25 protein-coding genes are annotated in these 25,564 nt (G+C 67.4%); 11 read left to right on the forward strand and 14 right to left on the reverse strand.

The features are described 5' to 3' along the window. Positions 1–26 precede the first annotated feature (26 nt). The 4 genes from AC1DC5_RS11395 to AC1DC5_RS11410 are packed head-to-tail and all read right to left on the reverse strand — an operon-like array spanning position 27 to position 3,178. Entirely contained in the window at positions 27–944 is a 918-nt protein-coding gene (locus tag AC1DC5_RS11395; RefSeq protein ID WP_441405897.1) for an NAD(P)-dependent oxidoreductase, read from the reverse strand. After that, positions 941–1,951: an alpha-ketoacid dehydrogenase subunit beta gene (locus AC1DC5_RS11400; protein ID WP_441405896.1), complete on the reverse strand. Its 1,011-nt coding sequence runs from the start codon at positions 1,949–1,951 to the stop codon at positions 941–943. Before AC1DC5_RS11400 ends, AC1DC5_RS11395 begins: the two co-directional genes overlap by 4 nt. Beyond that, on the reverse strand, positions 1,948–2,946 hold the full coding sequence (locus AC1DC5_RS11405; protein WP_441405895.1) for a thiamine pyrophosphate-dependent dehydrogenase E1 component subunit alpha: 999 nt from the start codon (positions 2,944–2,946) through the stop codon (positions 1,948–1,950). The genes AC1DC5_RS11400 and AC1DC5_RS11405 overlap by 4 nt, the downstream gene beginning before the upstream one ends. Before the next feature lie 4 nt (positions 2,947–2,950). After that, positions 2,951–3,178, reverse strand: a complete 228-nt coding sequence (locus AC1DC5_RS11410; protein ID WP_441405894.1) for a lipoyl domain-containing protein — start codon at positions 3,176–3,178, stop codon at positions 2,951–2,953. A 264-nt stretch (positions 3,179–3,442) separates the two neighbouring features. Here AC1DC5_RS11410 and AC1DC5_RS11415 point away from each other — a divergent pair, with 264 nt between their 5' ends. The 3 genes from AC1DC5_RS11415 to AC1DC5_RS11425 all read left to right on the forward strand — a co-directional run bounded on the left by AC1DC5_RS11415 (position 3,443) and on the right by AC1DC5_RS11425 (position 6,935). Further along, positions 3,443–4,144, forward strand: coding sequence for a FadR/GntR family transcriptional regulator (locus AC1DC5_RS11415; RefSeq protein WP_441405893.1), 702 nt, complete (start codon positions 3,443–3,445; stop codon positions 4,142–4,144). A gap of 284 nt (positions 4,145–4,428) precedes the next feature. After that, positions 4,429–5,793 carry a type I glutamate--ammonia ligase gene (locus tag AC1DC5_RS11420; protein WP_476865179.1) on the forward strand — a complete coding sequence of 455 codons (1,365 nt, stop codon included), beginning with the start codon at positions 4,429–4,431 and terminating at the stop codon, positions 5,791–5,793. Next, complete coding sequence (locus AC1DC5_RS11425) at positions 5,793–6,935, forward strand: amidohydrolase family protein (protein WP_441405891.1); 1,143 nt, start codon at positions 5,793–5,795, stop codon at positions 6,933–6,935. Before AC1DC5_RS11420 ends, AC1DC5_RS11425 begins: the two co-directional genes overlap by 1 nt. A gap of 135 nt (positions 6,936–7,070) precedes the next feature. Here AC1DC5_RS11425 and AC1DC5_RS11430 read toward each other — a convergent pair whose 3' ends face one another. Beyond that, positions 7,071–7,736: a GOLPH3/VPS74 family protein gene (locus AC1DC5_RS11430; RefSeq protein WP_476865180.1), complete on the reverse strand. Its 666-nt coding sequence runs from the start codon at positions 7,734–7,736 to the stop codon at positions 7,071–7,073. 145 nt (positions 7,737–7,881) lie between these two features. On the opposite strand from AC1DC5_RS11430, the gene AC1DC5_RS11435 reads away from it, so the two are divergent. From AC1DC5_RS11435 to AC1DC5_RS11455, 5 genes are all read left to right on the forward strand, one after another. Next, the gene (locus tag AC1DC5_RS11435) at positions 7,882–8,781 is read left to right on the forward strand and encodes a MurR/RpiR family transcriptional regulator (protein ID WP_476865181.1); all 900 of its coding nucleotides are present in this window, start codon (positions 7,882–7,884) and stop codon (positions 8,779–8,781) included. A gap of 83 nt (positions 8,782–8,864) precedes the next feature. Continuing rightward, on the forward strand, positions 8,865–9,812 hold the full coding sequence (locus AC1DC5_RS11440) for an NAD(P)-dependent oxidoreductase (RefSeq protein ID WP_476865182.1): 948 nt from the start codon (positions 8,865–8,867) through the stop codon (positions 9,810–9,812). A gap of 35 nt (positions 9,813–9,847) precedes the next feature. Then, a complete protein-coding gene (locus AC1DC5_RS11445; protein ID WP_476865183.1) occupies positions 9,848–11,395 on the forward strand; it encodes an aldehyde dehydrogenase family protein in 1,548 nt (515 codons plus the stop codon). A gap of 41 nt (positions 11,396–11,436) precedes the next feature. Continuing rightward, entirely contained in the window at positions 11,437–12,663 is a 1,227-nt protein-coding gene (locus AC1DC5_RS11450) for an amidohydrolase (protein ID WP_476865184.1), read from the forward strand. Then, on the forward strand, positions 12,660–14,048 hold the full coding sequence (locus AC1DC5_RS11455; protein ID WP_476865185.1) for a DUF3100 domain-containing protein: 1,389 nt from the start codon (positions 12,660–12,662) through the stop codon (positions 14,046–14,048). Before AC1DC5_RS11450 ends, AC1DC5_RS11455 begins: the two co-directional genes overlap by 4 nt. A gap of 189 nt (positions 14,049–14,237) precedes the next feature. Here AC1DC5_RS11455 and AC1DC5_RS11460 read toward each other — a convergent pair whose 3' ends face one another. From AC1DC5_RS11460 to AC1DC5_RS11490, 7 genes are all read right to left on the reverse strand, one after another. Then, entirely contained in the window at positions 14,238–15,716 is a 1,479-nt protein-coding gene (locus AC1DC5_RS11460) for an HNH endonuclease signature motif containing protein (protein WP_476865186.1), read from the reverse strand. A 59-nt stretch (positions 15,717–15,775) separates the two neighbouring features. Further along, positions 15,776–16,651: an aminoglycoside phosphotransferase family protein gene (locus tag AC1DC5_RS11465; protein ID WP_476865187.1), complete on the reverse strand. Its 876-nt coding sequence runs from the start codon at positions 16,649–16,651 to the stop codon at positions 15,776–15,778. Positions 16,652–16,732: 81 nt separating this feature from the next. Then, positions 16,733–17,392, reverse strand: a complete 660-nt coding sequence (locus tag AC1DC5_RS11470; RefSeq protein WP_476865188.1) for a dihydrofolate reductase family protein — start codon at positions 17,390–17,392, stop codon at positions 16,733–16,735. Between the two features lie 127 nt (positions 17,393–17,519). Further along, positions 17,520–17,930: an NAD(+)--rifampin ADP-ribosyltransferase gene (gene arr, locus AC1DC5_RS11475; protein ID WP_476865189.1), complete on the reverse strand. Its 411-nt coding sequence runs from the start codon at positions 17,928–17,930 to the stop codon at positions 17,520–17,522. 123 nt (positions 17,931–18,053) lie between these two features. After that, a complete protein-coding gene (locus tag AC1DC5_RS11480; RefSeq protein ID WP_476865190.1) occupies positions 18,054–18,350 on the reverse strand; it encodes a hypothetical protein in 297 nt (98 codons plus the stop codon). Positions 18,351–18,538: 188 nt separating this feature from the next. Next, positions 18,539–20,542 carry a vWA domain-containing protein gene (locus tag AC1DC5_RS11485; protein WP_476865191.1) on the reverse strand — a complete coding sequence of 668 codons (2,004 nt, stop codon included), beginning with the start codon at positions 20,540–20,542 and terminating at the stop codon, positions 18,539–18,541. A 25-nt stretch (positions 20,543–20,567) separates the two neighbouring features. Then, the gene (locus AC1DC5_RS11490) at positions 20,568–21,956 is read right to left on the reverse strand and encodes a sigma 54-interacting transcriptional regulator (protein WP_476865192.1); all 1,389 of its coding nucleotides are present in this window, start codon (positions 21,954–21,956) and stop codon (positions 20,568–20,570) included. Positions 21,957–22,048: 92 nt separating this feature from the next. Here AC1DC5_RS11490 and AC1DC5_RS11495 point away from each other — a divergent pair, with 92 nt between their 5' ends. The 3 genes from AC1DC5_RS11495 (at position 22,049) to AC1DC5_RS11505 (ending at position 23,775) form a co-directional block, all read left to right on the forward strand. After that, positions 22,049–22,714: an MSMEG_4193 family putative phosphomutase gene (locus AC1DC5_RS11495; protein ID WP_476865193.1), complete on the forward strand. Its 666-nt coding sequence runs from the start codon at positions 22,049–22,051 to the stop codon at positions 22,712–22,714. A gap of 1 nt (position 22,715) precedes the next feature. Further along, positions 22,716–23,429, forward strand: a complete 714-nt coding sequence (locus tag AC1DC5_RS11500) for an SCO1664 family protein (RefSeq protein ID WP_476865194.1) — start codon at positions 22,716–22,718, stop codon at positions 23,427–23,429. Between the two features lie 85 nt (positions 23,430–23,514). Then, positions 23,515–23,775: a hypothetical protein gene (locus AC1DC5_RS11505; protein ID WP_476865195.1), complete on the forward strand. Its 261-nt coding sequence runs from the start codon at positions 23,515–23,517 to the stop codon at positions 23,773–23,775. A gap of 4 nt (positions 23,776–23,779) precedes the next feature. Here AC1DC5_RS11505 and AC1DC5_RS11510 read toward each other — a convergent pair whose 3' ends face one another. Further along, positions 23,780–23,995 (reverse strand): hypothetical protein, encoded by a 216-nt coding sequence (locus AC1DC5_RS11510; protein WP_476865196.1) that lies wholly within the window; start codon positions 23,993–23,995, stop codon positions 23,780–23,782. Positions 23,996–24,051: 56 nt separating this feature from the next. Continuing rightward, positions 24,052–25,560 (reverse strand): NAD-dependent succinate-semialdehyde dehydrogenase, encoded by a 1,509-nt coding sequence (locus AC1DC5_RS11515; RefSeq protein ID WP_476865197.1) that lies wholly within the window; start codon positions 25,558–25,560, stop codon positions 24,052–24,054. Positions 25,561–25,564: the final 4 nt, after the last annotated feature.

Consider the following 25,564-nt stretch of genomic DNA (forward strand, 5'->3'; position numbering starts at 1 on the left):
GGAACGGCATGAATTGCTGGAGTTGATTAAGCCCGCTGTCGAGGGCTCTGTTCGGCATTGCTAGGCAGGCTCCGTACGACATCCACGATCGAAGAGTCATCTGCCCTATCGAGTCCTCCTTGGGAGGCTCGCTCGAATTCCCGGGCCACGGCGTTCAGGATCCTGGCGTCGAATCCGGCCCCTGCCGCTGCGGCTTTCACCAGGCTGGTGTCCTTCAGGAAGATGGACAGGTGGGTCTGGGTGGGGCGTTGTTCCGGCGGCTGGATCATGCGGGGACCCCGATCTGACAGCATCCAGGATCCTCCGGCGCCCCCGCTGACTGCCTTGAGCGCCTTTCCTTGATCGAGTCCCAGCGCGTGCGCAAACGCGAGCGCTTCCCCGGCGATGGCGAGATGTGACGCCGCCAGCAGCTGATTGACCATTTTGTAGGCCTGCCCGTCGCCTGCCTTGGTTCCGCAATCCTGAACTGCCCCCATGGTTTCCAGCGGGCCTCGGAGGGCATCGACATCCGCCGGGTCGCCGGCAACAAAGAGGCTGAGTCGGCCTTCAACCGCGCCGCTGACTCCGCCGGTGACGGGGCAGTCGATGACGCTGATTCCGCGGTCGGAAAGCCTGCCGGCAAAGTCCGTCACGGCGTCGACCCCCACTGTGCTGAGCACCACGACAGTCTTGATGTTGCCGGTCCCTGACAGCAGGGCGGAGTCGAGGAGTCCCCGGAGCTGGTCGCCTGTCGCGACGACAACAAACAGTGCGTCAGCGGCGGCGAGATCGTCGAGGGCCGTGGACGCCGCGATTCCCATTTCTGAAGCCTTGGCAACCTGGCCCGGATTCAAGTCCACTGCGCGTACGCGCTGGCCGCTTTCATGGATACGTCGGGCCATGGGCAGGCCCATGGCGCCGATGCCGAGAAAACCGACGAGGGGCGTGGCTGATGCGCTGGTCATGCCGGCTGGGCCACCTTGCTGCCGAGAGCGGCGAGGATCTCCGCGACGATAGCTCCGGTACTCGGAATGACGGCTTTTTCCAGCTCCTCGCTGTAGGGGATGGGTGTGCGGGCGGCTCCGAGCCGCCGAGGGGCCGCATCCAGCTCGTTCCAGCACTCCTGAACAGCATTGCCAATGATTTCCCCGCCCCACCCGAAGTCCCGGACGGCTTCGTGTGCCACCACGAGGTGGCGCGTTTTCTGGACGGAGGCGTAGATGGAATCCATGTCCAGGGGGTAGAGCGTGCGAGGATCAATGACTTCCACGTCGATGCCGCGTTCCGCGAGCTCTTCTGCCGCTTCGAGGGAGCGGCTGAGCATGAGCTGGGTGGCGACGACCGTGATGTCTTTGCCCTCACGGGCGGTCCGGGCCTGTCCGAACGGGATGAGTTCCTTGGTAACCGGACCCTTGTCGTAGTACAGGCCCTTGTGCTCAAGGAAGATGGTTGGATTGTTGCTCTTGATTGCGGTACGCAGCAGTCCGTAAGCGTCGTTCGCTGTTGATGGCACGACGACTTCGAGGCCGGGAATGTGCGCATAGAGGGTCTCCAGCGACTGGGAGTGCTGGGCCGCCTTGCCGATACCTGATCCGCCATTTGTGCGGAGAACCAGCGGCGTGGCGAATTGGCCGCCGAACATGTACCGGGACTTGGCTGCCTGGTTGATCAGGCCATCTGCGCCGAGAAGGCTGAAATCGGAGTACATGATTTCCACAATGGTCCGGGTTCCCGCCATCGCAGCACCGACTCCTGCGGAGATCAAGGCCTCTTCGCTGATGGGGGTGTCCCGCACGCGATGCTTGCCGAACGTCTCCGCCATTTTCCGGGTTACGCCGTATATGCCGCCCCCGGTTCCCCAGGTTGTGATGTCCTCCCCCATGATCATCACGTCCGGGTCTTCGGTGAATTCGTCATGCAGGGCCGCGTTCAGTGCGCGCCATATCGTCAACTGCTGTGCCGGCTTGTTCATCGGTGATCCTCACTGACCTGGGTGAAAGCTTGCGAAATGTCGGGGAAGGGCGAGGCCTTCGCGAATGCCTCGGCGGCATCGACGGCGGCTTCCGCTTCTGCGGCGATGGCGTCAACGTCCTCCTGGGTCAGCGTCCCGTGATCCACAAGCTTGGCGGCAAGCTTGGCGATCGGGTCACGGTCCTTCCACGCCTCGACCTGCTCCCGCGTACGGTAGATCTCCGTGTCGTCCGCCATATGGCCGAGGTATCGGTACGTGTCGGCGACGATGAAGGTGGGGCCGAGCCCGCGGCGGGCGCGCTCCACTGCTTCTGCGGTGACGTTTGCGACGGCTTCGACGTCCATGCCGTCGACGTCATACGAAGGGACCCCATAGGCCTCGCCGCGGCGGCGCAGCTCGGGCTGGGCCACCATTTCTTCAAGGGTTGCGGATTGGGCGAAGTGGTTGTTTTCGCAGACGAAGATCACCGGAAGCTTCCAGATGGCGGCCAAGTTGAAGCTTTCTGCCAATACGCCCTGGTTGCTGGCGCCGTCGCCAAAATACGCGACGGCGACGTCGCCGCTGTTTTGTTGTTGCGCCGCCAAAGCAGCTCCCGTTGCCAGACCAATGCCAGCTCCAACGATGCCGTTGGTACCGAGGATCCCAAGTTCCTTCACGCCGATGTGCATAGAGCCGCCCTTGCCTCCGCAGTAGCCGTCCCGGCGGCCAAGGATTTCAGCAAGGGTACGGCCCGCGTCGGCACCCTTGGCCAGGCAGTGGGCGTGGCCGCGATGGTTGCTGGCAATGCTGTCTGTCGCGCGTAGGGAGTGGGAGACGCCGACCGCGATGGCTTCCATCCCCACGGAGGGGTGGGTCGAGCCGCGGATGAGTCCTTCTCGGGAATAGCCGGGGAGGCGCGATTCGAATTCGCGGATGGCGGTCATTGATTTGAGCGCCGCCGTACCGTCTGCAGCCGGATCGAAGACGTTCAGCTCCGTTGTTTGAGGAGTGGCCATGGGTTTACGCAATCCTGGCAATAATGGCGCCGGGCTCGATGACGTCGCCTTCCGCCGCGATGAGGGTGATGACTCCCGCCATGGGGGAGGTGACCTCAACCTGCACTTTTGAGGTTTCCAATTCCACCAAAGCCTGGCCCGCCGTCACCTCGCTGCCGTCTTCGATCAGCCATTCGCTGATGTCGGCTTCAGTTTCGCTGCCAAGAATGTCCTGGTTGACTACAACGTCCACAGGGCTTCCTTCCGATCGGGGTGGTGTGCCAACGGCATCTCGTGCTTATCGACGGGACGGTGGAACTACCGGATATAATCTAGGTCACTCCAAATAGTAATCTTGGTCTTACCAAGAGTCCAGTCTTTTGGCGAGACTCTTTTGGCCGACCCAAGCGGGCAGCCTCCCCGGACCACACGCTTGGTAGGTCCAAGATAGGATGAGATGAACCATCGGCCACACTTGTGCCGGGCATCGCGAATCGAACGTGAATTGAGGCTTTCAGTGTCCGACGACAACCTGCTGGACCGCCTGCTGGAACTTGTTGACGAAGTTGGGCCGGACCAGAGAATTCCCTCGGAGCGCGACCTCGCTGAGCGCTGGGGATGCTCCCGGACCGCCCTGCGGGACAGGTTGCGGATGCTTGAGGCGATGGGTGCCCTGGAGCGCAAAGGCGCGGGTGGGACATACACCCGTGTCATGAAGCCTCAGGACGTGGCAGTGGCATTGCGGACCGGCCTCCACGCGTCGGCATTGTCCTCGGCGACGGCATTCCAATCCGTACGCGTGGCCCTGGAACGGGAAGCCGCCCGATTGGCTGCCACCGTAGGCAAGCCCGTCCCCATCGCGCATGTGGAGGAGGCCGTACTGCGGATGGAAGCTGCCACCGACCCTGATGAGCTCTACGCGGCCGACCTGGAGTTTCACACGGCACTATTCCAGGCATCTGGAGACGCTGCCCTCATCTTCCTGTCGGAGGCAGTTGGCGACCTCATCGCGCAGTCAGTTACCGAACGACGAGCCCGGATGCGGACGCTGTCCTCCGACGCCGAGGTGCTCCGCAGCCTGCACCGGAACATACTCGACGCGCTCAAATCAGGGAGTCCGGGCGAGGCAATGAACGCCATGGACGAACATTTTGCGCGGATAGACAGGGCGGGCGAGTTGGTAGAAGTCACCAAGCCGGGTTCGTCGGCCCTGCCCTGACAACCGCCGTGGCCCCGCCGTACGAACGCCGAAGTATCAGGAGCAGGTTCGGATGCCCAAGGTACCCCTGATCTTCGGCTGGACTTGCCGGCGCCCGGGAGTCCTCCTGGGGCCTGTTCGCCTTCACTTCGGCCGCCTCTTTGGCCCAGTCGGCGTCGTCGAACGGCGGCGAACGCGTGGATGGCGCCGTTGACGCTGGTGCGGCCGCACCCACGGTGCAAGCCAAAAGCCGGCGCATCCTTCGACTCTTTCATTGGGGTTGGCATGCGTCGCATGATGAGCGCATGGCGTACATCGCATCAGCGGACGAATCCGCTGTCGCCAAGGCTCAGCACGAGCTCCAGGAGGCCGGCGTCCGCACCGTGATCGGCACGGTGGTGAACGCTTCGGGCATCACGCTGGCCAAGAGCGTCCCGCTGGCCCGGCTCGGCGCCTTCCACCAGTCCGGGATGGGCGCCGCCCCCGTCTGGCATGTCTTCGCGATCGACGGCGGGATAGCGTTCACGGACACCATCACCACCGTGGGCGATCTGCGCCTGAAGATCGATATCGAGGGGCTCCGCATCCTGCCGGGCGGCCGGGCCTGGGCGCCTGGCAGCCTTTTCGAACAAGACGGAACCGCATCTCCGGCCTGCGCCCGCGGACTGCTGGCCGACGTCGACGGGAGCCTGGACGCAGCCGGGTACCGGGCACTCGTGGGCCACGAACTGGAATTCGTCCTCGTCGCCTCGGACGGTTCAGCGCTGGACACCACACTCTGGGTTCCGTACGGGGCAACCGGCCTGCTGGACCGGGCGGAATTCCTCGAGAATCTCCTGTCTGCACTGGACCAGGCCGGCGTTCCGGCGGAGCAGCTCCACGCCGAGTACGGCAGAAACCAGTTCGAATTCTCCCTCCCTCCCGCTTCGCCGGTTCAGGCCGCGGACACCGTGGTCCTGGCCAAGTTCATCGTGGGCATCACCGCCCGGGCCCACGGCATGCAGGCCTCGTTCTCCCCGCTGCCCTTTGCCGGCACGGTCGGCAACGGCGCCCACCAGCACTTTTCGCTCCACAAGGACGGCGTGCCGCTGTTCTCCGGCGGCGGCGGACCGCACGGCATCCGCGAGGAGGGCGGCGCGGCCATCGGCGGCATCATCGCAGGACTCCCCGAGATCCAGGGCTTCCTCACGGGATCAGTCTTGTCCGGAAGCCGCCTGGCCCCCGGCACGTGGTCGGGAGCCTACCTGTGCTGGGGCCTGGAAAACCGGGAGGCCTCGGTGCGGTTCCTGGAGGAGGGCGAGAGCAACCCGCACGGAGCCAACGTCGAGGTGAAAATCATCGACCCGTCGTCGAACGTGTATCTCGCGTCCGCAGCCATCCTTGCGCTCGCCCTCGACGGCATCCGCCACGGGCGCAGGCTTCCGCCACAGGTCCCCGGCGACCCCGGACGGCTCTCCGAAGACGAGCGGCGCCGGGCCAACATCCGGCTGCTCCCGGACTCCCCCGCCGTCATCATCGACACGCTGGACACGTCACGCCTGGCGCGCGGGCTGCTCGGCGACGCCATCGTCGATGCCACGGTGGCCGTCCGGCGCTACGAACAGCGGATCTCCGCGGGACTCCCGCCGGAAGAGCTGGCGGGACGCTTTCGACTTGCCTGGTCGATCTGATGGCCGGCGGGTCCTTCCCGGACTTCGTTGACCACGTCAGCCTCATCGATCACCACGTGCATGGCGCGTTTCGCGCCGACGGCGACGAGGCCCGCTTCCAAAACGCGCTCAACGAGGGAAGCACCGAACCGCTGGCCCACCCCGGGGACGCGTACAACACCCAAATCGGGCTCGCCATCCGACGCTGGTGCAGCGGCATTCTTGATTTGCCACGGCACGCCTCACCGGCGGACTACTGGAGCCGGCGCTCCGAGCTTGGCGAACTCGAGGTTTGCACGCGCATGACCCGCGCTGCCGGCGTGAGCGACTGGCTGATCGATACTGGTCTTGATGCGCCTGGCTACCTCGGCATGGCGGGCATGGCCGAGGTCTCGGGTGGGCGGAGCCACCAGATCGTTCGGCTGGAACTGGTCGCCGAGTCGCTGATCCAGGAGATCGACAACCCTGGCGATTACGTCGAAGAGTTCGGCCAGCGGCTTCAAGAGCTGACCCGCAGCGCCGTGGGCTTCAAAACAGTACTCGCCTACCGCGCGGGATTTGACCAGGATCTCAGCCGGCCCACACCGGCCGCGGTGGTTGAAGCGGCCCGCCGCTGGCAGGAGAACCTGCGCGCCGGCACCCCCGTGAGGCTCACCGATGTGCCCCTCCTTGCCCACGGGATCCACACGGCCGTGTCGATGAAGCTTCCGCTGCAGTTCCATGTGGGGTTAGGTGACCGCGACCTCGACCTCCACAAGACCAATCCCCTGTACCTTCTGGACTTTCTGCGGTCCCCCGATGTGCGGGACACACCCATCATGCTGCTCCACTGCTATCCGTTTGAGCGTGAAGCCGGCTATTTGGCCCACGCCTTTGAAAACGTCTACCTCGATGTGGGCCTGGCCGTGAACTACACCGGGACACGGAGCAGGGACCTGGTGGCCCGTTCCTTCGAGCTGGCCCCCTTCACGAAAGTCCTGTACTCCTCCGACGCGTTCGGCCCGGCCGAACTGCACTACCTCGGAGCGAGACTGTGGCGCAACGCCATCTCCAAAGTGGTCGGCGGATGGATCGACGACGACGACTGTTCCGAGGCGGACGCCCGCAGGATCGTGCAGCTCGTCGCGCGCGACAACGCCCGCCGTGTGTACGGGCTCGCCTGAGCGTCTGGCCAGATCCCGAGTCGGAGCGTCGGGTAGCGGTGACAATCGTGTCGGCGGGGCGCCAGACCTGAGGGAGCGTTGAGCAATTGGCCGCCGGACATGAGGGAGCGTTGAGCAACAGCCGACGGCGGTCCGCTACGTGACTGCTTCTGCCTCCGCGAGTTTGATCATCCGAAGTTCGTCCGCCAAGGCGCGGGCAGGCCAATAACTGGTCGCTATGTCCCTTGCCCGGCTTTGATCCGCCGCCGGGGCGATCTTCGCGAGCAGCCCGGCCGCGTAGAGCAGCGCGATCAGGGCTGATGTCCTGGGATCCGGCGGCCCGGCATCGCCTGGCGCGGAACCGGACGGTGCAGCGCCCAGCCCGGCCTGGATCTTCTGCACGAGCGCCGCCTCCGGAGCGTGATCCTTCTCCGGGTACCGCGTGGTCCGGAACAGGCCCAGGTGCCGTTCACCGACATGGGCCACCACACCCAACGACGCCATCCCCTCGTAGATCCGGTGCAGTTCGGCGCGGCTCTCCAGCATCGAGATCCACCGTTTGGGCGTGTGCGGCCGGGACTTGTCTCGGATGAGTTGCAGCTGGTGGTGGAAGTCCGTCGTCGGGTCGGTCCCCGTAATCCTCACGTGCTTGCCCTGCAGCTCGACGGCGCCGATCAGGTCCAGCTCGGCCAGTATTGCCCCGGCGACGGCGGCCCGGAGCACGGTCTGCGGCACGACGGGCTCGCCGTCCTTGTCGTTCGTCGCCAGAAGGAGCACAGCCTGGGGAAGGTTCACCTCCACCTTCGGTGTTTCAGCGTTCATACGATCATGGTGGCGCAGTCCGGCGGCCACCACAACGACGATTTACAAGCGGGAACCGCAAACCCCTAGCCGCAAACAAAATTGCAGAGTACATTTGATGCAATCGCACTTGCAGAGTGAGCCAGATTACAGAAGAGGTCCGGACTTGAATACCAACGCGGTCGACTTGGAAGCCAACGCGGCCAGCGGCAATGGCGCCGGCAACATTTCCCATGCCTGGCTCGGTGACGTGCTTCCCGACGTTCCGCTGTCCAAAGCCCAGCGCCGGGTGGTCGATGTCATCGGCCGCAACCCGCAGCTCTCCTCCTATGCGGACATCGCCGAGATCGCCCAGCGCGCGGACGTTAACAACTCCACGGTGGTCCGGGCGGCACAGCACCTGGGCTACCGGGGCTGGCCCGACCTTCAGCGCGAGCTGCGCTCCCGGTACCTCGTGATGATCTCCACCGAGGACACCCTGACCGAGCATGGCGAACACCGCAGCCCGCTCCATGACGCGCTGAATCACGACATCGAGAACCTCCGCCTGACGCTGGACTCCAATACGGCCGACGACGCCGAGGCCGCCATCGCTGCCATGGCCGCCGCCAAGTCCATCACCGTCGTCGGGCTCGGTTCCTTCGCAGGCCCCGCCAGCGTGATGGCACACCTCGGCTCCACCATGGGCTACCCCATCACCCTGGAGAACCGCGCCGGCGTCCACCTCGCCTCCAGCACCAACACCCTGGGCCCGGGGGACGTCCTGGTGGTCATCAACATGTGGCGCTCCATCCGGCAGATCATCGTCACCGCCGAAGCCGCCAAGCAGGCAGGTGCCACGGTGATTGCCATCAGCGACATGCGCCGCGGCCGCCTGGCGGCTGCGGCGGACCACCTCCTGGTGGTGGCCTCGGAAGGAATCTCCTTCTTCCAGTCCGTCACCGCCGCAAACTCTCTGGTCTACGGCCTGCTCGCGGGAATGGAGGCAGCGCACCCCGAGCGCAGCCGCGCCGCGATCCGCCGCACCCAGCAGCTGTGGAAAGACCTGGACATCTACCTCGACTGACCCAGCACACTCCCGCTTCCCAACGCCCGCTTCCCAACACCCCGCCCCGCCCCAGCCCCGCAATACCTTCCCAGGAGTACCTCATGAACACCAGCACCAACCGCCGCGTAGCCGTCATAGGCCTCGGCGCCATGGGCGGAGCGATGGCCGCCACCCTGCACCGGGCCGGCTGGGCCGTCACCGGCTTCGACCCTTCCGAGGCAGCCCGGGCCGGAGCCGCGGACGCGGGGATCCCCACCACCGCCAGCCTGGCCGATCTCGCCGGGACCCCGTACGCGGTGCTCTCCCTGCCTGCGGCCAGCGTTGTGGAAGCCACCGTGCCCCAGCTCCTCGCGGCACCGGGAACGGTCGCGATCATTGACACCACCACCTCCGAGCCGGCCACCAGCCAGCAAATGGCCGCCCTCGCCGACGCGCAGGGGGCAGCGTTCGTGGACGCGCCGGTCTCCGGCGGCCGCGACGGCGCAGCCACGGGATCCCTGAGCGCGTTCGTCGGGGCAACCGATGCTGCGCTTGCCGCTGCAGAGCCTGTCCTGCTCGCACTCACGGGCGGCAAGTACAGCCACATCGGAGGCCCCGGCAGCGGCAACGTGGTCAAGCTCCTCAACAACGTCCTCGCCGCGGCGAACCTGGTCTCCGTCGGCGAGGCTTTGGGCGTCGCCAAGGCCTACGGAATCGACCCCGCCACGGCGGCCGCCAGCATCAGCGAGGCCTCCGGCGGCAGCAAGGTCTCCGCGAACATGTACCCGAACTGGGTGCTCACCGGCACCCACGATTCCGGCTTCTCCCTGGGCCTCATGGCCCGCGACGCCGCCCTCGCCGTGGACGTTGCCGCCCAAATCGGCGAAACGCCCGCCCTGCTGGCGGCCGTGGCGGACCAGTGGCAGAACGCCCTCGCCGTCCTCGGACCGCGGGCAGACTTCACCGAAATCGCCAGGACCGTTGCCCCGGCCATCACGCCCGCCGGTGCGCCTGAGACGACAAACGCCGCCAAGAGCGACACCACACCCGGCACCCCCGCCGTCGCCTAAGCCCCCTAGCCCCCTAGCCCCAAAGGAACACCACATTGAGCATCACCACAGCACCCGCCTCTTCCTCGGCCGCCACCGCCCGGGCGGTCCTGGACTCGGCCTTCCCGTCCGGCCTCGGCGCCTTCCTTGACGGCAGGACCGTTACCGGCAGCGGAGAGAGCATCACGCTCACGGCCGCGGCCACGGGGGAACCTTTTGCCAGCTACGCCGACCCCGGAGCCGAGGGCGCCAACGCCATCCTGGAAAGCTCGACGGCGGGCGCGGCCGTCTGGGCCGGCATGAACGGCTTCGAACGGGCCGCCATCCTGCGCAACGTCAGCCGCGCCGTGGAAGCCCACGCGGAGGAACTTGCCATCCTCGAGTCCGCCACCACGGGAAAGCCCATCCGGGACGCCCGCGTCGAAGCCGCCAAGGTGGCCGAGATGTTCAGCTACTACGCCGGCTGGGCGGACAAGCTGACGGGTCAGACCATTCCCGTTCCCGGGGCGTGGCACACGTACACCGAACGCGTCCCGTGGGGCGTCGTCGTCGCCATCACCCCGTGGAACGCCCCCCTGTTCACCGCGGGCTGGAACTCCGCCGCGCCGCTGGCCGCCGGCAATGCCGTGATCATCAAGCCCAGCGAATTCACCCCGGCCTCGTCCATCCGGCTCGCCCAGCTGGCCCACGAAGCAGGCCTGCCGGCCGGCGTGTTCAACGTCGCGGCGGGACTGGGCCAGACCGTGGGCGCCGCCCTCACCAGCGACCGCCGCGTCGGCAAAGTCAGCTTCATCGGGTCCGTCCCCACCGGGCGCCGCGTCGCCGTCGCGGCCGCGCAGGCCGGGATCCCCGCGCTGCTGGAACTAGGCGGCAAGAGCGCGAACATCGTATTCGCCGACGCCGACCTGGACCGCGCCGCCGACGGCGCCATCTCCGCAATCTTCTCCGGCGCCGGCCAGTCCTGCGTCGCCGGATCACGGCTCCTGGTGGAGCGCAGCGTGCACGCCCGCTTCGTTGAGTTGGTGGCCGGGAAGGCCGCGCTGCTGCGCGTCGGCGACCCCCTGAGCGCGGACACTGAGGTGGGCCCCATCATCACAGCCCAGCAGTTCGCCACCGTCACCTCCCTCATCGAGGCAGGACTGAGCGACGGCGGACGCCGGGTTACCGGGGCCACGCTTCCGGATGCCGTCGCCGGGTCCGGGCTGGCCGGCGGGCACTGGGTCATGCCGACCCTGCTCGACGGCGTGACGCCGGAGAACCGCCTCGAAACCACGGAGGTCTTCGGCCCCGTGGTGGGCGCCGACGCGTTCGACACCGAGGCGGAGGCCATCGCCCGCGCCAACAACACCAATTTCGGCCTGGCCGGAGCCGTGTGGACCTCCGACGTCTCCCGCGCGCACCACATCGCCCGCGAGGTCAAGGCCGGAACGTTCTGGATCAACTCCTACAAGACCATCCACGTGGCGGTTCCGTTCGGCGGATTCGGCGATTCCGGCCACGGCCGTTCGTCCGGTCCCGGAGTCCTGGACGAGTACACGCAGACGAAGGCCATCTGGGTCCCCACCCGGGCGGCCGGCTCGCCCTTCCCGTCGCTGTCCTACTAACGCGACCCACCACAGTGCCCTACTAGAGCAGGCAGATACTCATGGAACTGACAGACACAACCGCCGCCCTGGCGGCCCTCCGCGCCACCCTCGCGGACGGCGTCGACGACTGGAAACCGCAGGTCCTGGCCCTGGCGCGGGACATCCACGCCGCCAAGGAGATCTCCTTCGAGGAGGTCCGCTCGGCCGAAGCGGCGGCGGCGCTACTGGAAGCCGGCGGCTTCGAGGTTGAACGCGGCACCGGCGGCCTGCCCACAGCCTTCACCGCGAGCGCCGGCAACGGCGACCTGACGGTGGCCCTGTGCGTGGAATACGATGCGCTCCCCAACATCGGGCACGCATGCGGGCACAACCTCATTGCGGGTGCCTCCGTCGCCGCGGCCCTTGCCCTGCAGCCCTACGTGGACCAGCTTGGCATCACGCTGAAGGCGATCGGAACACCGGCCGAGGAGCACGGCGGCGGCAAGGCGATCCTGCTGGAACAGGGCGCGTTCGACGGCGTCGGCCTGGCTCTGATGGTCCATCCCGTCCAGGACGGCGTGACCTACAACCCGGCGGGAACCAGCGCGCAGGCCGTGGGCCGGTACAAGGCAACGTTCACCGGGAAGGCGGCGCACGCGGCAGCAGCCCCGCACCAGGGCGTGAACGCCGCCGACGCGGCCGTGCTGAGCCAGGTGGCCGTCGGGCTGCTGCGCCAGCAGATCCCCAGCGACCACCGCGTGGCCCTGTACGTCGCCGAGGCCGGCCACGTCACCAACATCATTCCGGAACGCGCCGTGGTCCAGTTCGAGTGCCGGGCCTTCACACTTCCGGAGTACGAGGCTCTGCTGGAGCGCGTCCGCCGCTGCTTCGAAGGGGCAGCCCTCGCCACCGGCACCACGCTGGCCATCGAGTCAACGGAACCCCTCTACGAACCCCTGCTCCAGGACAACGCGCTGGCAGCCCACTGGACCGAGGCGATGGAGACGTTTGGCAAGGACATCTCGCCCTCGGCCGGCCTCAGCGGCGGTTCTACCGACATGGGCAACATCTCCCAGGTCATCCCGTCCCTGCATCCCTGGCTGAGCATTCCCGGCGCGGACGTGCCCATCCACTCCCACGCGTTCGCCGCACTTGCCGACTCCCCGGAGGCGTACGCGGTGATGTTCGAGGCAGCCACCGCGCTGGCCTGGACCGTCGCCGGCGCAGCCTCAAACCCCACCGAACGGGCGCGCTTCACCCAAGCGGCATACCGCCGTCGCACATTCACCCAGGAAGGCACATCATGACTACCAGCACCGGAACCGCGCGGATAGACAAAGCTGGTGCCCGGCTGACGCTTCCGATCGCCGCTTTGGCCTTCGTCATTGCCGTCGCCGTCCAGCTGATCGGCCAGGCCAAGATCGACGTCGGGATCGGCGCGATCGTCATCTTCCCCATGGTCTGGGGCCTCATCCTGGGCCTTTTGGTCTCGATCCAGAAGTTCAAGCCCCTGGGCCTGGACCTGCAGCGGGTCGCCGCGGCCCTGGTGGGCGTGGCCGTGCTGCTCCTGGTGGCCAGGCTGGCGTTCAACATCGGCCCCAGCCTTCCCAGCCTGCTCAATGCCGGGCCCGCCCTGCTGTTGCAGGAAGTGGGCCACCTGCTGGGCACCATCGCGCTGGCCCTCCCCCTGGCCGTCCTGCTCCGGATGGGCAAGGCAACGGTAGGGGCCACGTTCTCCCTGGACCGTGAACCGTCCTTCGCCATGGTCTCCGAGAAGTACGGTCCCGACTCGGACCAGTACCGGGGCGTGCTGGCCATGTACGTTTTCGGCACCCTCTTCGGCGCCGTGTTCATCACGCTGCTGACCTCGCTGGTGGCCAACTGGAAGATCTTCGATCCCCTGGCCCTGGCCATGGGCGCCGGCGTGGGGTCCGGCTCTATGATGGCGGCGTCCTCGGCGAGCATCATCGCGGCCTACCCCGCCGACCAGGACGCGATCCTCGGCATGGCGGCAGTGTCCAACCTGATCACCACCATCCTCGGCGTGTACGTCGGAATCTACATCGCCCTGCCGCTGGCCGACCGTTTCTACCGGGTCCTTACCCGCAAGCAGAGCCGCGAAACCGCGACCGTCGCCGCAGGGGCCGCGGCAGCAGGAGCCCCCGCGGAGCGCGGCCAGGCTGACGTCGAGCGGGACGAGGCGCAGGCCGAAGAAAACCGCCGGTTCCGCGAGCAGGTAGCCGAGTCCGCGGCACCCATCAGGCTTCCGCTGTGGCTGTCACTGTCCGTCCTCACGGTCCTGGGCATCGGCACCGCCTCGGTGGCGGCCAAGGGCTTCAGCCTGACCATCGTCGAAGGGTACGCGATCATGCTCGCCCTGGTCCTGGTCAGCATCGCACTGGCGAAGGTCACTAAGAAGATTTCGGCGATCGTCTACATCACCACCATCGGCGCCTATATCTCGAGCCCGTGGTTCTTCGGCGCGGCAGCCCTCACCACGATCATCAAGTCCGTGGACTTCCTGTCCATCGCCACGGTCATGCTGACGCTCGCGGGCCTGTCCCTGGGCAAAGACATTCCGCTGCTGAAGACGATCGGCTGGAAGATCATCCCCGTAGGCCTGGTGGCCATCACCGCGTCCTTCCTGCTCTCCACCGTGATCGCAGAATTCGCACTGGGGCTCTGGCACTAGCTTGACTCCGCCCGGCCGAGATCCCGGGCACGTAGCACGGATATCTTGATAGCCCTTGCGCAGCGAACGACGGCGGGATGTCTCGCCGTCGTTGGCTGGCGTTTGGGTGAGGCGGGAGCCCGCCGCCGTCCGGTGAGCAGGAAGGTTACGGAGGGCGGAGGACATCCGGCTGGAACACGGAGCGCGATCCTACGCCGCGATGAATAGTGCCCAGTCAGGAAAGGGATCCGCTGGCAATGCCGGCCCGGTATCTTCGGGTCCGACGGCACTGGCACCTTCGTCCAGCCAGTCGGGCGGTTCCAACTCCCAGCCTTCACCCGCAGCGCCGAGGTACCGCGGCCAGTCTGGAGGTTCCCAGTCTTGTTGTTCGCTGGGGTACGAGCGTCCGGCAGGCGAGATCCACCCGGGTGGCTGGTCCCGGGTGGCGTCAACCGGCCTCCATGCTGTGGTGTGCCTGAGGCGGTGATGCCGGCGGCATGGCTGGCCAAGGTTGGTGATGCCTGTGCCGCCTCCCTCGGACCAGGCCAACACGTGATCCGCTTCGTTGTCCAGAGAATGGTTATGGCAGCCCGGAAAAGGGCACCGGCCGTCCCGAAGCCGCAACCATTGGCGCATCGCTTTCGGAACCCGGTAGCTGGTCCGTCCGATCTCCAGCGGCGCTCCATTGCGCGGATCGGTCAGGACACGCAGGAACGAATCTGCGCCATCGCCCACAAGCCTGCGGGCCATGCTCGGAGGAATGGGACCATACCCGTCCAGCGTGGCTGGCTCCGACGCGGCGCCCAAAAGAGACAGCGCCGGCACGGTCACCAGAACCTGCGCCTTGGGTGACGGAGATCCTTTCGCCACCCCCGCCAGCAGCCAGTCAGCGGCGACGTCCGCACGGAGCTGGGTCAGGGTCCGGCATTCATTCGGCCCCTGCATGGCACGCGCCGCCTCCGTGGCGCGGGACCATACGCCCACCGCCACATCCGCAGCCACATAGGCCGAGAGCCAGGCCATGCCGTCGCGGTCTGGCACATATTCCAGCCGCCGGTCCTCCACACCCTTGCGGTGGCGCGCTTCGATGTTTACAGGATGGTGCAGCTCACGCCATCGGCGCGCTTTGGTCCGGAACCTGCCCGGAACCAACTCCCCCGCCGGGCAGCCACGCGCGGCAAAGGCAGCGTCGGGGTCCAAGAAATGAGCCTCCAAAGCTGCCGCCCCGGCGGGGTCCAGGCCGGACGTTTCGTCACACATCACCCGCGCGTGTTGCCATGAAATGCTTCCGGCCTGCAGTGCAGACAGTGTGAGGGGCAACTCGGTGGTCAGGGCTGCTGACTCCGCCAGGAGCGCCGTCGCCGATCTTTCACTCACGGTTAGGACACAGGCCACCTCGGCTGTCACCGCCATGATCTGGGCGGTGCGCTCCTGCGGGGAAGCGGCTTGGGCCGCCACGGCGGCGGCAGCACGGGCGAATCCGGCGGCGAAGTGCACTTTCAGCGCCGCAAGCCTGGCTTCCATGCGGCCCACCTCAGCCATGCCGTCCAGACACGCGTCCGCTTCGTCCCGAAGAGGGTCAGCGCCAGCCGGGGCCTCGTACACGGCTCCGCGACCGGCAAATGCAGCCATCGCAGCGAGGGAGACCTCCATGGCCTCCAACGTCTCGGCAACTGCTCTGCCTTCCATGCCCACAGCCTGGCAGGAGCCACCGACATTTAACGCCGGTGTCAGAGTCACAGGCAAAGTCAGCCTTCCAGGAGCTGCCTGATCCCGAACTCTCCCACGGAAAACATCCGCGGGTTGTCGTCGGAGTTGCTCAGCAGGGCGGTGGACAGGATGAGAGCCCAGCCGCGGGCCCTCAGCCAGGTGTCCCCGTCCACCTCGGGGCCTAAGGCGCCCATGAAGCGGCGGCGGGCGCCGGCGTCGAACATCAGCCATCCCACCGCAAGATCGACGGCCGGGTCCCCTGCCCCGACGTCGCCGAAATCGATGACGCCGGCCAGCGAGCCGCCGTCCGCCAGCAGGACATTGCCCGGGTGTAGGTCCCCGTGGAGCATCATCGGCGGACCGTCCCAGGGTTGAGCGGCACGGGCCTGCGCCCACACCGCTTTCAGCGCCGCAGCCTGCGGGTAGCGGTCGCGGTCCCCGAGCCGTTCCACCACCGCAGAGTCACGGTCCAGCAGCGGTACGCCGCGGAAAGGGTTCACCGGGACGCCGGTGTCGGCGGGCACGTGCAGGGCGCGGAGGAAACCGGCCAGCCCTTCGGCGGCCGGCCCGCGGCCTTCCGGGCCGACGTCGGCCGCAGCGTCTCCGGGGACCCACCGCACGATGCTCCACGGCCAGGGAAAGTCCCGCGTCGGCCTGCCGGCGTGGACGGGGACAGGAACCGCAGCCGGGGAGCGGCGGGCTATGTCGGGGAGGTAGCGCTGCTCATGCAGTATCAGCGGCACGGCCTCCGCCCGGCGCGGCAACCGGACGGCCAGGCCGTCACCGAGCCGGAAGGTCGCGTTGTCCCAGCCGTTCGCAACCCGCGCTAGAGGACGATCGCTGAGGTCGGGCCGCTGGTCGCGGACGAGGCGCTGGACGACGGTGTCGTTCACTTCCAGCGTGGCTGGTGGCATTACCGCCATTCAGAAACCCGCCTTCCTTGGTTCCGGCATGCAGTCCGATGCTTTGCCTTGTCCGACGACCCCCAGGCCGGCTTACCGGCCCGCGCGACGGGTGAAGATCAGATGGACAACTCCGGATGGGGACGGGGTCGCCTCGACGTCGAAACGTTGTTCGAGCCCTTCGAGTCCATCCCAGAGCCGTTCGCCCCGGCCCAGGACGATCGGCACGAGGACGATGTGCATGTGGTCGATCAGATCGGCCTCGAGGAACTGCCGAATCGTGCTGACGCCGCCACCGATCCGGACGTCGCGGTCGCCGGCCAGGGCGCGGGCCTGCTCGAGCGCGGAGACAGGGTCGGCGTCAACGAAATGGAACGTTGTTCCGCCCTCCATCTCCAGTACCGGCCGGGGATTGTGGGTCAGGACAACGACGGGGGTGTGGAAGACAGGATTATCGCCCCACCATCCTTTCCATTCCTCGTCCTCCCAGGGACCGCGTTGCGGGCCGAACTTGTTGCGCCCCATGATCTCCACGCCGATTCCGGGCCCCCACGCACCGGCGAACGCCTCGTCGACGCCGAGGGTCCCCTCTGATTCCCCGTGAATGCCCATCTCGCGGAAGGTGCGCGTCTCGAAAGCCCACTCCATCAGCCGTGAGCCTGCGTGACCGAACGGAGCGTCGAGTTGCTGGCCCTCGCCGGTGCCGAAGCCGTCGAGGGAGACCGAGAAGTTATGCACGCGAACGAGGGACATGTCATCTCCTGAAGTGCTTGCTGTTGGCATCACCCTATGGTGATCGAACCCAACGGCTCAAGACCGACGGCGGGAGAATCCAGCCGCTGTGCCACCGCGTAGCGCGAGGTACGACGCCGGTCGGCCGTCAGTTGATGATTTCGCCTCGCTCGTCCGCAAGGAGTACTGCCAGGCGCTCTTTCCACGCCTGCAGCGCCTCGGGCTCCAGCCGGGTCCAATCGGTGACTTCGCCGACGACCCTGAGCGGGTCGCTGCTGCGATAGGACCGGGTGGGGTTGCCGGGGAATTTCTTGTCGGTCACGTTCGGGTCATTTTCGAATGCCCCGATTGGTTCGACAGCGTAGACCCGCGGGGCGTCATCACCCGGCGCGAGTTCCGCAGCCAGTCCCGCACCGTTCGGCAGAGCGGTGAAATAGATGTGGTTCATCACCACTTCGGGACGGTAATTCGACCTGAAACCCGGCCGCAGGAGATCACCGTCCCGGAGGTTGGCTTTCGTGCCGTGAAAGAACGGACCCTCGTCCAGCGGTTGGCTCATAGTTACAGCCTAAGCCGACGGCATCGCCGAGCATCCGCCGGCCGGCCGACGCACGATTTACGGGATGTGGGGACACCACCCATCGCGGCGATTCACACCGGTCAGCGGCGCCCTCCCGCAACACTAAGGCAGGACCTTGTACAGATCGATGACGGTCTCTTCGGGCGGCGACGAGAATCCTCCCTCGATCCCCTGCTGCATCTGGGGAAGCAGGATGCCGTCGCGGAATTTCTCCCAGCTCTCCTTCGACTCATGGATAGCCATGATCGTCCAGCCACCGGCAGACGCGCCGGCGGCATGGAAGATCTGGCCTTCGGGCAGCAGCCCCTCACCCGGGTGAACAGCGGCTATTGAGGCTTCGTACTGGTCCTTCGTGGCTCCTGCGAAAAAGTGCACGACTCCGTAGGGCGCGGCTTCCATTTCTGCTCCTAGGCCGGTCTGAATGTGTTGGATATGCCAACCAATAGACCCCCTTCACCCTGGATGTCAACGGGTTTTGCGCGGCCCCGCGGCCGCTGGCGCTGCGGGATACTCGGGGTTCCTCGTGCGGCATCCGAGCTGGGGCGCAGGAGGTACTGAGCCCCATCCGGCGGGTGCGGTACTTTCGCCTACTTCGCCCAGTCATCCTCGCCGTACGCCCGCCCGCGGAAGTGCGCGCGGAGGTACTCCCCGACGACGGCGGCGCCCAGGTCCCCGGTGTCTGGCGCCACGACGCGGCCGTCGATCCGGCGGGCCATCCGGGCGACGAAGCGTTCCAGGCCCGGGTCGTCGCCCAGCCGGAAGAACGTGGCCTGTGTGCCGGTGCGCCCCAGCCGGTCCAGCTCGGCCACCGTCACGCGGATGGTCTCCGGGTCCGGCGGATACGCGAACCATGATTCGCCGTCGGCCAGCAGGTGCGCAGTGGGTTCGCCGTCGGTCACCACCAGCAGGACCGGCTGCATCGACGGGTGCTGGCGGAAGAACCGGCCGGCCAGCAGCAGCCCGTGGTGCAGGTTGGTGCCCTGTTCCCGGAAGGCCGGCAGGGCCGTGAGCTCGCCGATGTCCATGGTCCGCGCGTAGCGGCCGAAGCTGATCAGCTGCAGCCGGTCGCCGCGGAACTTGGTTGACACGAGGTGGTGCAGGGCCAGCGCGGTGCGCTTCATCGGCACCCAGCGCCCCTGGGCGGCCATCGAGAAGGACACGTCCACCAGCAGCGCGACGGCGGCCTGCGTGCGCGCTTCCGTCTCCGTGACCTCGATGTCGTCCACGGCGAGACGGAGTCCGTGGCGCGGGTCGCCGCCGTCGGCGATGGTGCGGCGGATCGCGTTGGTGATGGTCCGGGTGACGTCCCACGGTTCGGCGTCGCCGAACTCCCATGGCCGGCTGGAGCCGGTCTGCTCCCCCGCCGCCCCGGCAACACGCGTTTCCCGGCGGCCCTGCCGGCCGGAGAGTTGCTTGGCGGTGTCCCGCAGCAGCGCCCGGCCGAGCCGCCGCATGGCCTGCGGGGAGAGTCTGAGGTCGCCGTCGGCGCCGTGCTGCAGGAAGCCGCCGTCGTGCATGGCCCGCTCGATCTCCGCCAAGGTCCGTGCCGACACCGCGGCGTCCTGTCCCAGCTGGCGGGCGAGGGCGTCCGGGTCCAAGTCGTCCAGGCGCGAGCCGTTGTAGGACTGGGAGAGCTGTTCGGCGAGCTCGTCCAGTTCGGCGAGGTCCTGGAGCACGCCGGTGCCGTCGCCGAGCCCGAGCCCTTCCTCGCCGTCGAAGCGTTCGGAGCCGGACCAGTCCTCGCCGGGGCGCAAAGCCTGCAGGTTGGCATCGAGTTGGCCCAGCTGTGCCATAAGCTCCGGCGAGCCGAACGCCTGGGCGGAGAGCCGCATCAGCTCCTCGCGCTGCTCGGCGGACATGGACTGCAGCAGCCGCTGGGCGGCGGCCGCGCGCTGGGCGAGCGCATCCACCAGCTCCTCGACCGACTGCGGGTTCTCCGGAAAGAGCTGGCCGTGCTTGGCCATGAACTCCTGGAAGTCGGCGTCGGTGTCCTCGCCGCGGCGGTGCTTGTCGAGGAGCCCGTTGAGGTCCTGCAGCATCTCGGCCACGGCCGCGCGGTCCTCCTCCGTGGCGCTCTCGAGCGCCTCCTTCATCCCGGCGAACCGCTGGTCCAGGATTTCGCGGCCCAGCAGGTCCTTGATCCGCTCGTAGGCCTCCCGGGCGGTGCTGGACTGCCAGTCGTAGGAGGCGAGTTCGTTGACCGCGGCCGCCGTGGATTTGGGCAGGTTCTGCAGCTGCATCTCCCGGAAGGCGCGGTCGGTGTTGTCCATCATGGCGTCGCGGGCCAGCTGTTTGCGCTCCTCCAGCACCGCGGTGTCCAGCAGTTTCTGGACCTCGTTGAGGGTGCCGTCCAGCTTGTGGCGGCCCAACAGTTCACTGCGCCGCTGCTGGACGCGGCCGGCGAGGTCGTCGAGGCCTTCCCGGTTGCGGCCGCCGCGCCGCAGGTATTCCTGCAGGGCGTGCCGGGGCGAGTAGCCGGCCATCACGTCCTCGGCGACGGCGTCCAGCGCCTCCGCCAGGTCCACCGGCGGGGCGAGCGGATCCGGCCCTCCCCTGTACCGGCTGTACCGGGAGCGGTGGTGAGCGGTCATGGGCCCTCCTTGGCCGTAACGGCGCCTAACCGTAGACCGTGGCCTCGTCGTCGGACTCTTTGGCGATCCGCCGGGCAAGGTAGAGGCCTTCCAGTGCGAGTTCGACGGCGGCGGCGCGCTGCCCGTCGTTCGTCGCGCCCAGGCGCGCACCGATGTCGCCGTAGAGGCTTGATCCGTTGAGCGACGGGAGGTTTTCGAGGAATTCCCGCGCGGTGACCAGCTCCCCGGTGGTCACGGTGGTGTGGCCGTCCAGCGCGGCCACGAGTTCGCCCATGTCGATGCCGTGGAAGTGCGCGCGCACGGCTTCCGCGGTGGCCACGCGCAGGAGGTGGTCCAGGATGTCCTGTTCCCGGCCTTCCTCGCCGGATTCGAACTCGATTTTCCCGGCGAGCACTTCCACTGCGGCGTCCAAGTCGATGATTCGGGCGACGGCCTCGTCCTCGCCGCGCACGCTGGCCCGGCGCAGGGCCGCCGCGGCGACGGTCTCGGCACCGGCGATGGCGAACCGCGCGGACACCCCGGAGGTCTGGTTGACCGCCGGGGACTGCCGCAGCGCCCGGGTGTAGCGGGCCAGGATCTCGAGGATGACGGGCGGGACGCCGGCCACCAGGTGCCCTTCCTGCCGGATGACGGCCACCTCGTCGTCGAGCTCGATCGGGTAATGGGTGCGGATCTCGGCGCCGAAGCGGTCCCGCAACGGCGTGATGATCCGGCCGCGGTTCGTGTAGTCCTCCGGGTTGGCGGACGCGACCACCAGGACGTCCAGCGGCAGCCGCAGCACGTAGCCGCGGATCTGGATGTCGCGTTCCTCCATCACGTTGAGCATGGAGACCTGGATGCGCTCGGCGAGGTCGGGCAGCTCGTTGATGGCGATGATGCCGCGGTTGGAGCGCGGGACCAGTCCGTAGTGGATGGTTTCCGGGTCGCCGAGGCGGCGGCCCTCGGCCACCCGCATCGGGTCGACGTCGCCGATCAGGTCCGCGACGGACGTGTCCGGCGTCGCGAGCTTTTCGACGTACCGTTCCGAGCGGTGCCGCCACGCCACCCGCAGCCGATCCCCCTCGGTGAGGGCACGGGCGCGGGAATGCTCGGTGATGGGTTCGTAGGGGTGTTCGTTCAGTTCCGAGTCCTCGATCACCGGCGACCACTCGTCCAGCAGCCCGGCCAGGGTGCGGAGGAGCCGGGTCTTGCCCTGCCCGCGTTCGCCGAGCAGGACGACGTCGTGCCCGGCGAGCAGGGCGCGCTCGAGCTGGGGCAGGACAGTCCGGCTGAAGCCGAACATCCCGGGCCAGGGATCGCGGCCGGCGGCGAGCGCGGCGAGCAGGTTGTCGCGGATTTCGCGGCGCAGGTCCTTGTGCACGTGGCCGGAGGCACGCAGTTCACCAACAGTGAAGATATCGGGGCGATCACTCACTCCTCCACCGTAGACCTGTGCTGGGCGGGGAATCGAGGGATTTCTTGAGAATCCTGCTCTTTGGGGCGGGGTGCGGCCTACGCTGGATCCTGATGACTGCAGCAACGCCTGGGCGTTCGGCGGAGCCCCCACAGCAGGGCACGCTCCTGCTTCTGGTGCGCCACGGGGAGACGCCGACGACGGGCACGGTGCTGCCGGGACGGGCTCCGGGACTGCACCTGTCCGAGCGCGGCCGGGCCCAGGCGGAACGGGTGTCTGAACGGCTCTCCGGTTTACCGGTGAACGCTCTCTACTCCTCCCCGCTCGAGCGCGCCCGCGAGACGGCGGAGCCGACGGCGGCGCGCACCGGTTTGGCGGTGAAGCACGACGACGGGCTGCTGGAGTGTGATTTCGGCGAGTGGACCGGCGCCGCGATCGCCGACCTGGCGGCCCTCCCCGAGTGGCAGACCGTCCAGCATAATCCGTCCGCGTTCCGATTCCCGGACGGCGAGAGCTTTCCGGAAATGCAGGCGCGGATCGTCGCAGCGCTGGAGGCCCTGTGTGCTGCCCACGCCGGCGGGGTGGTGGTGTGCTTCTCCCACGCCGATCCCATCAAGGCCGCTGTGGCCCACGCTCTGGGCACCCATCTGGACCTCTTCCAGCGCATCGTCATAAGCCCGGGCTCGGTTTCGGCTATCTCCTTTGTGGAGGGCCAGGATCCCGCCGTGCTGATGGTGAACTCGACGTCCGAACCGCTCAGCGGGTTGAGGGCGCCGTGACATGGGGCAGCCGGTGTTCGGCCGGGAACTGACGTTGCTCAGCGAGGGCAGTATCGAGCTGCTCGGCCGCATCCCGCGCAGCAGCAACCAGACGTTCCTCGTCCAGGTCTCCTGCCGGGAGGACGAAGCGTGTGCGGTCTACAAGCCGGAGGCCGGGGAACAGCCGCTGTCCGATTTCGAGCCGGGGCTGTACAAGCGCGAACGCGCCGCCTACCTGCTCAGCGAATCCCTGGGCTGGGGCTTCGTGCCGCCGACCGCGATCCGCGAGGAAGTGCCCCTGGGAGTCGGGTCGCTGCAGTGGTTCATCGAATGCGACTTCCAGGAGCACTATTTCACCCTGTACGAGGACGCCCCCGAAACCCACCGCGAGCTGGCGCGGATCGCCCTGTTCGATTACGTCGCCAACAACACCGACCGCAAGAGCGGCCACGTGCTCCGCGGCGACGACGGGCGGATCTGGGGCATCGACCACGGGCTGTGCTTCTCCGCGGTCTTCAAACTGCGCACCGTTATCTGGGACTTCGCCGGCGAACCCATCCCCGATGCCCTGCTCGAAGACATCGAGCCGCTCGCCGAGGCCGTACCTCCCGAGGTGGCCGATCTGCTTGACGACGACGAGGTAACCGCCCTGCAGCACCGTGTCCAACGCCTGCTGCACGCGGGGGTCCTGCCGGTTGACCGCACCGGCATGCGCTACCCGTGGCCGCTCGTGTGAGAAGGCGAACACGAATTCCAGCCTCTCGACGCCGATGGTGGAACTTTTGCCAACCCTGCGGAGTTCGCTGACTCGAGTACCGCTAATGCTCGCGTTGTCGTGCCGGTCGCTGCTGGACGCCTTCGGTGTTCCCTACACGTTCTGGCTCCTCGGCGGTGCGGACCCAAATACGTACCGGGCCGCGGCCGCGAAGGGAACCGTGGCCCGGGATATCCCGGCGAACCACTCCCCGTTCTTCGCCCCCGTGATCGACCCGACCCTGTCCATAGGCGTCCAGGCCCACGTCGTTGCCGCACTTTCCTGGCTCTCCGACAGGGAGCAAGAGCACTTCGGACGTGATTCTTAGCGGGTCAGTTTCGGCGGGCCTGGTCGTCCTCCTGAACGAGTCCGAACGGAACATCAGGTGTGAGGGTGACGGAGAAATGACCGAAATCGTGACGCGTCACGAGGATGCCGTGCGTCCCGTCAGCCCGTGCAACGGTATGTGCGGCTGCGACTGCGTCATCCAGCCTGTCGTACAACTCTGCTTTTCGTTCGACTTTTAAGTCAGCAATGATCTGCGTCATTTTTCTTATTTCCTCTCGGAGTACCGCCACAGTGCCCGGCCGGGCCGGCTGTTGGCTTAGTTGGCGTAGGGATCGGCGATGCCGATGTATTGGGTGGTGGTGTATTCGGCGATGCCTTCGGAGCCGCCTTCACGGCCGAGGCCGGATTGTTTGACGCCGCCGAAGGGTGCGGCGGCGTTGGAGATGACGCCGGCGTTGAAGCCCACCATGCCGAACTCGATCTGTTCGGCAACGCGCAGCAGCTTGTTGAAGTCGCGGCTATAGAGGTAGGACGCGAGGCCATACTCGGTGCTGTTGGCGAGGCGGATGGCGTCGTCTTCCGTGCTGAACGTGGTCACCGGCGCGACGGGTCCGAAGATTTCCTGGCCGAGGATGGCGGCGTCGTTCGGCACGCCGCCGAGCACGGTGGGCGGGTAGAAGTAGCCGGGGCCGTCCACGGGTGCGCCGCCCGTGACGGCGGTGGCTCCGGCGTCGACGGCGGCTTCCACCAGGGCGTGCACGTCGTCGCGGGCAGCGGCGTCGATGAGCGGGCCCACCTGGGTGCCGGGTTCGGTGCCGCGGCCGGTGGTCAGGGCGGCCATCGCGGCGGCGAACTTGGCGGTGAACTCCTGCGCGACGGATTCCTGGACGAGGAAGCGGTTCGCGGCGGTGCATGCCTCGCCCATGTTGCGCATCTTGGCGGCCATCGCCCCGTCGACGGCCTTGTCCAGGTCGGCGTCCTCGAACACAATAAACGGGGCGTTCCCGCCGAGTTCCATGGAGGTCCTCAGCACGTTCTGTGCGGAGTCGGCTATGAGGCGTTTGCCCACCTGGGTGGACCCGGTGAAGGAGATTTTCCGCAGCCGCGGGTCGGCCAGCAGGGGCCCGGAGATCCCAGAGGCGCTGGAGGAGGCGACGACGTTCAGCACGCCGCCTGGCAGACCGGCGTCGAGCATGGTCTGTGCGAAGTACTGGGCGGTGAGCGGGGTGAGTTTGGCTGGTTTGAGGACCATGGTGCAGCCCGCGGCGACGGCGGGGGCGACCTTGCGGGTGGCCATGGCGAGGGGGAAGTTCCAGGGCGTGATCAGCAGGCACGGGCCAACTGGCTTGTGCTGGACCAGGATCTTGTTCTTACCCTCCGGGGTGGTGAGATAGCGGCCGTAGTCACGGACCGATTCCTCGGCGAACCAGCGCAGGAACTCCGCCCCATAGGCCACCTCGCCACGGGCCTCCGTCAGCGGCTTGCCCATCTCCAGCGTCATCAACAGGGCGAAGTCCTCGGCCCGTTCAGTGACCAGGTCAAAGGCCCGGCGCAGGATCTCGGCCCGCACCCGCGGCGCGGTCCGCACCCAGGACTCCTGAGCCATATCCGCCGCGTCCAGCGCGGCGACCGCGTCATCACTCGTGGCTGAGGCGAGGGTGGCGAGCACCTCCCCGGTAGCAGGGTCGTGCACATCGAACGTGCCGCCGTTGGACGCGTCCACCCACTCACCCCCGATCAACAGTCCGGTCGGCACGGACGCGAGGAGGGCGGCTTCGCGCTCCGGCGAAATCGCAAAGGCGGGCGCAGCAGGTGTAACTGTCATCAGT

It is taken from the genome of Arthrobacter sp. 10L424, from assembly GCF_056395325.1.

Coding starts and splice junctions, on each gene's coding strand:
- AC1DC5_RS11495 (WP_476865193.1), top strand. CDS start 22,049: ATGACTGCAGCAACGCCTGGGCGTTCGGCGGAGCCCCCACAGCAGGGC.
- AC1DC5_RS11405 (WP_441405895.1), bottom strand. CDS start 2,946: ATGGCCACTCCTCAAACAACGGAGCTGAACGTCTTCGATCCGGCTGCA.
- AC1DC5_RS11470 (WP_476865188.1), bottom strand. CDS start 17,392: ATGTCCCTCGTTCGCGTGCATAACTTCTCGGTCTCCCTCGACGGCTTC.
- AC1DC5_RS11515 (WP_476865197.1), bottom strand. CDS start 25,560: ATGACAGTTACACCTGCTGCGCCCGCCTTTGCGATTTCGCCGGAGCGC.
- AC1DC5_RS11400 (WP_441405896.1), bottom strand. CDS start 1,951: ATGAACAAGCCGGCACAGCAGTTGACGATATGGCGCGCACTGAACGCG.
- AC1DC5_RS11505 (WP_476865195.1), top strand. CDS start 23,515: ATGCTCGCGTTGTCGTGCCGGTCGCTGCTGGACGCCTTCGGTGTTCCC.
- AC1DC5_RS11465 (WP_476865187.1), bottom strand. CDS start 16,651: ATGCCACCAGCCACGCTGGAAGTGAACGACACCGTCGTCCAGCGCCTC.
- AC1DC5_RS11485 (WP_476865191.1), bottom strand. CDS start 20,542: ATGACCGCTCACCACCGCTCCCGGTACAGCCGGTACAGGGGAGGGCCG.
- arr (WP_476865189.1), bottom strand. CDS start 17,930: ATGAGCCAACCGCTGGACGAGGGTCCGTTCTTTCACGGCACGAAAGCC.
- AC1DC5_RS11430 (WP_476865180.1), bottom strand. CDS start 7,736: ATGAACGCTGAAACACCGAAGGTGGAGGTGAACCTTCCCCAGGCTGTG.
- AC1DC5_RS11480 (WP_476865190.1), bottom strand. CDS start 18,350: ATGGAAGCCGCGCCCTACGGAGTCGTGCACTTTTTCGCAGGAGCCACG.
- AC1DC5_RS11420 (WP_476865179.1), top strand. CDS start 4,429: ATGGCGTACATCGCATCAGCGGACGAATCCGCTGTCGCCAAGGCTCAG.
- AC1DC5_RS11440 (WP_476865182.1), top strand. CDS start 8,865: ATGAACACCAGCACCAACCGCCGCGTAGCCGTCATAGGCCTCGGCGCC.
- AC1DC5_RS11460 (WP_476865186.1), bottom strand. CDS start 15,716: ATGGAAGGCAGAGCAGTTGCCGAGACGTTGGAGGCCATGGAGGTCTCC.
- AC1DC5_RS11395 (WP_441405897.1), bottom strand. CDS start 944: ATGACCAGCGCATCAGCCACGCCCCTCGTCGGTTTTCTCGGCATCGGC.
- AC1DC5_RS11425 (WP_441405891.1), top strand. CDS start 5,793: ATGGCCGGCGGGTCCTTCCCGGACTTCGTTGACCACGTCAGCCTCATC.
- AC1DC5_RS11455 (WP_476865185.1), top strand. CDS start 12,660: ATGACTACCAGCACCGGAACCGCGCGGATAGACAAAGCTGGTGCCCGG.
- AC1DC5_RS11450 (WP_476865184.1), top strand. CDS start 11,437: ATGGAACTGACAGACACAACCGCCGCCCTGGCGGCCCTCCGCGCCACC.
- AC1DC5_RS11510 (WP_476865196.1), bottom strand. CDS start 23,995: ATGACGCAGATCATTGCTGACTTAAAAGTCGAACGAAAAGCAGAGTTG.
- AC1DC5_RS11500 (WP_476865194.1), top strand. CDS start 22,716: ATGGGGCAGCCGGTGTTCGGCCGGGAACTGACGTTGCTCAGCGAGGGC.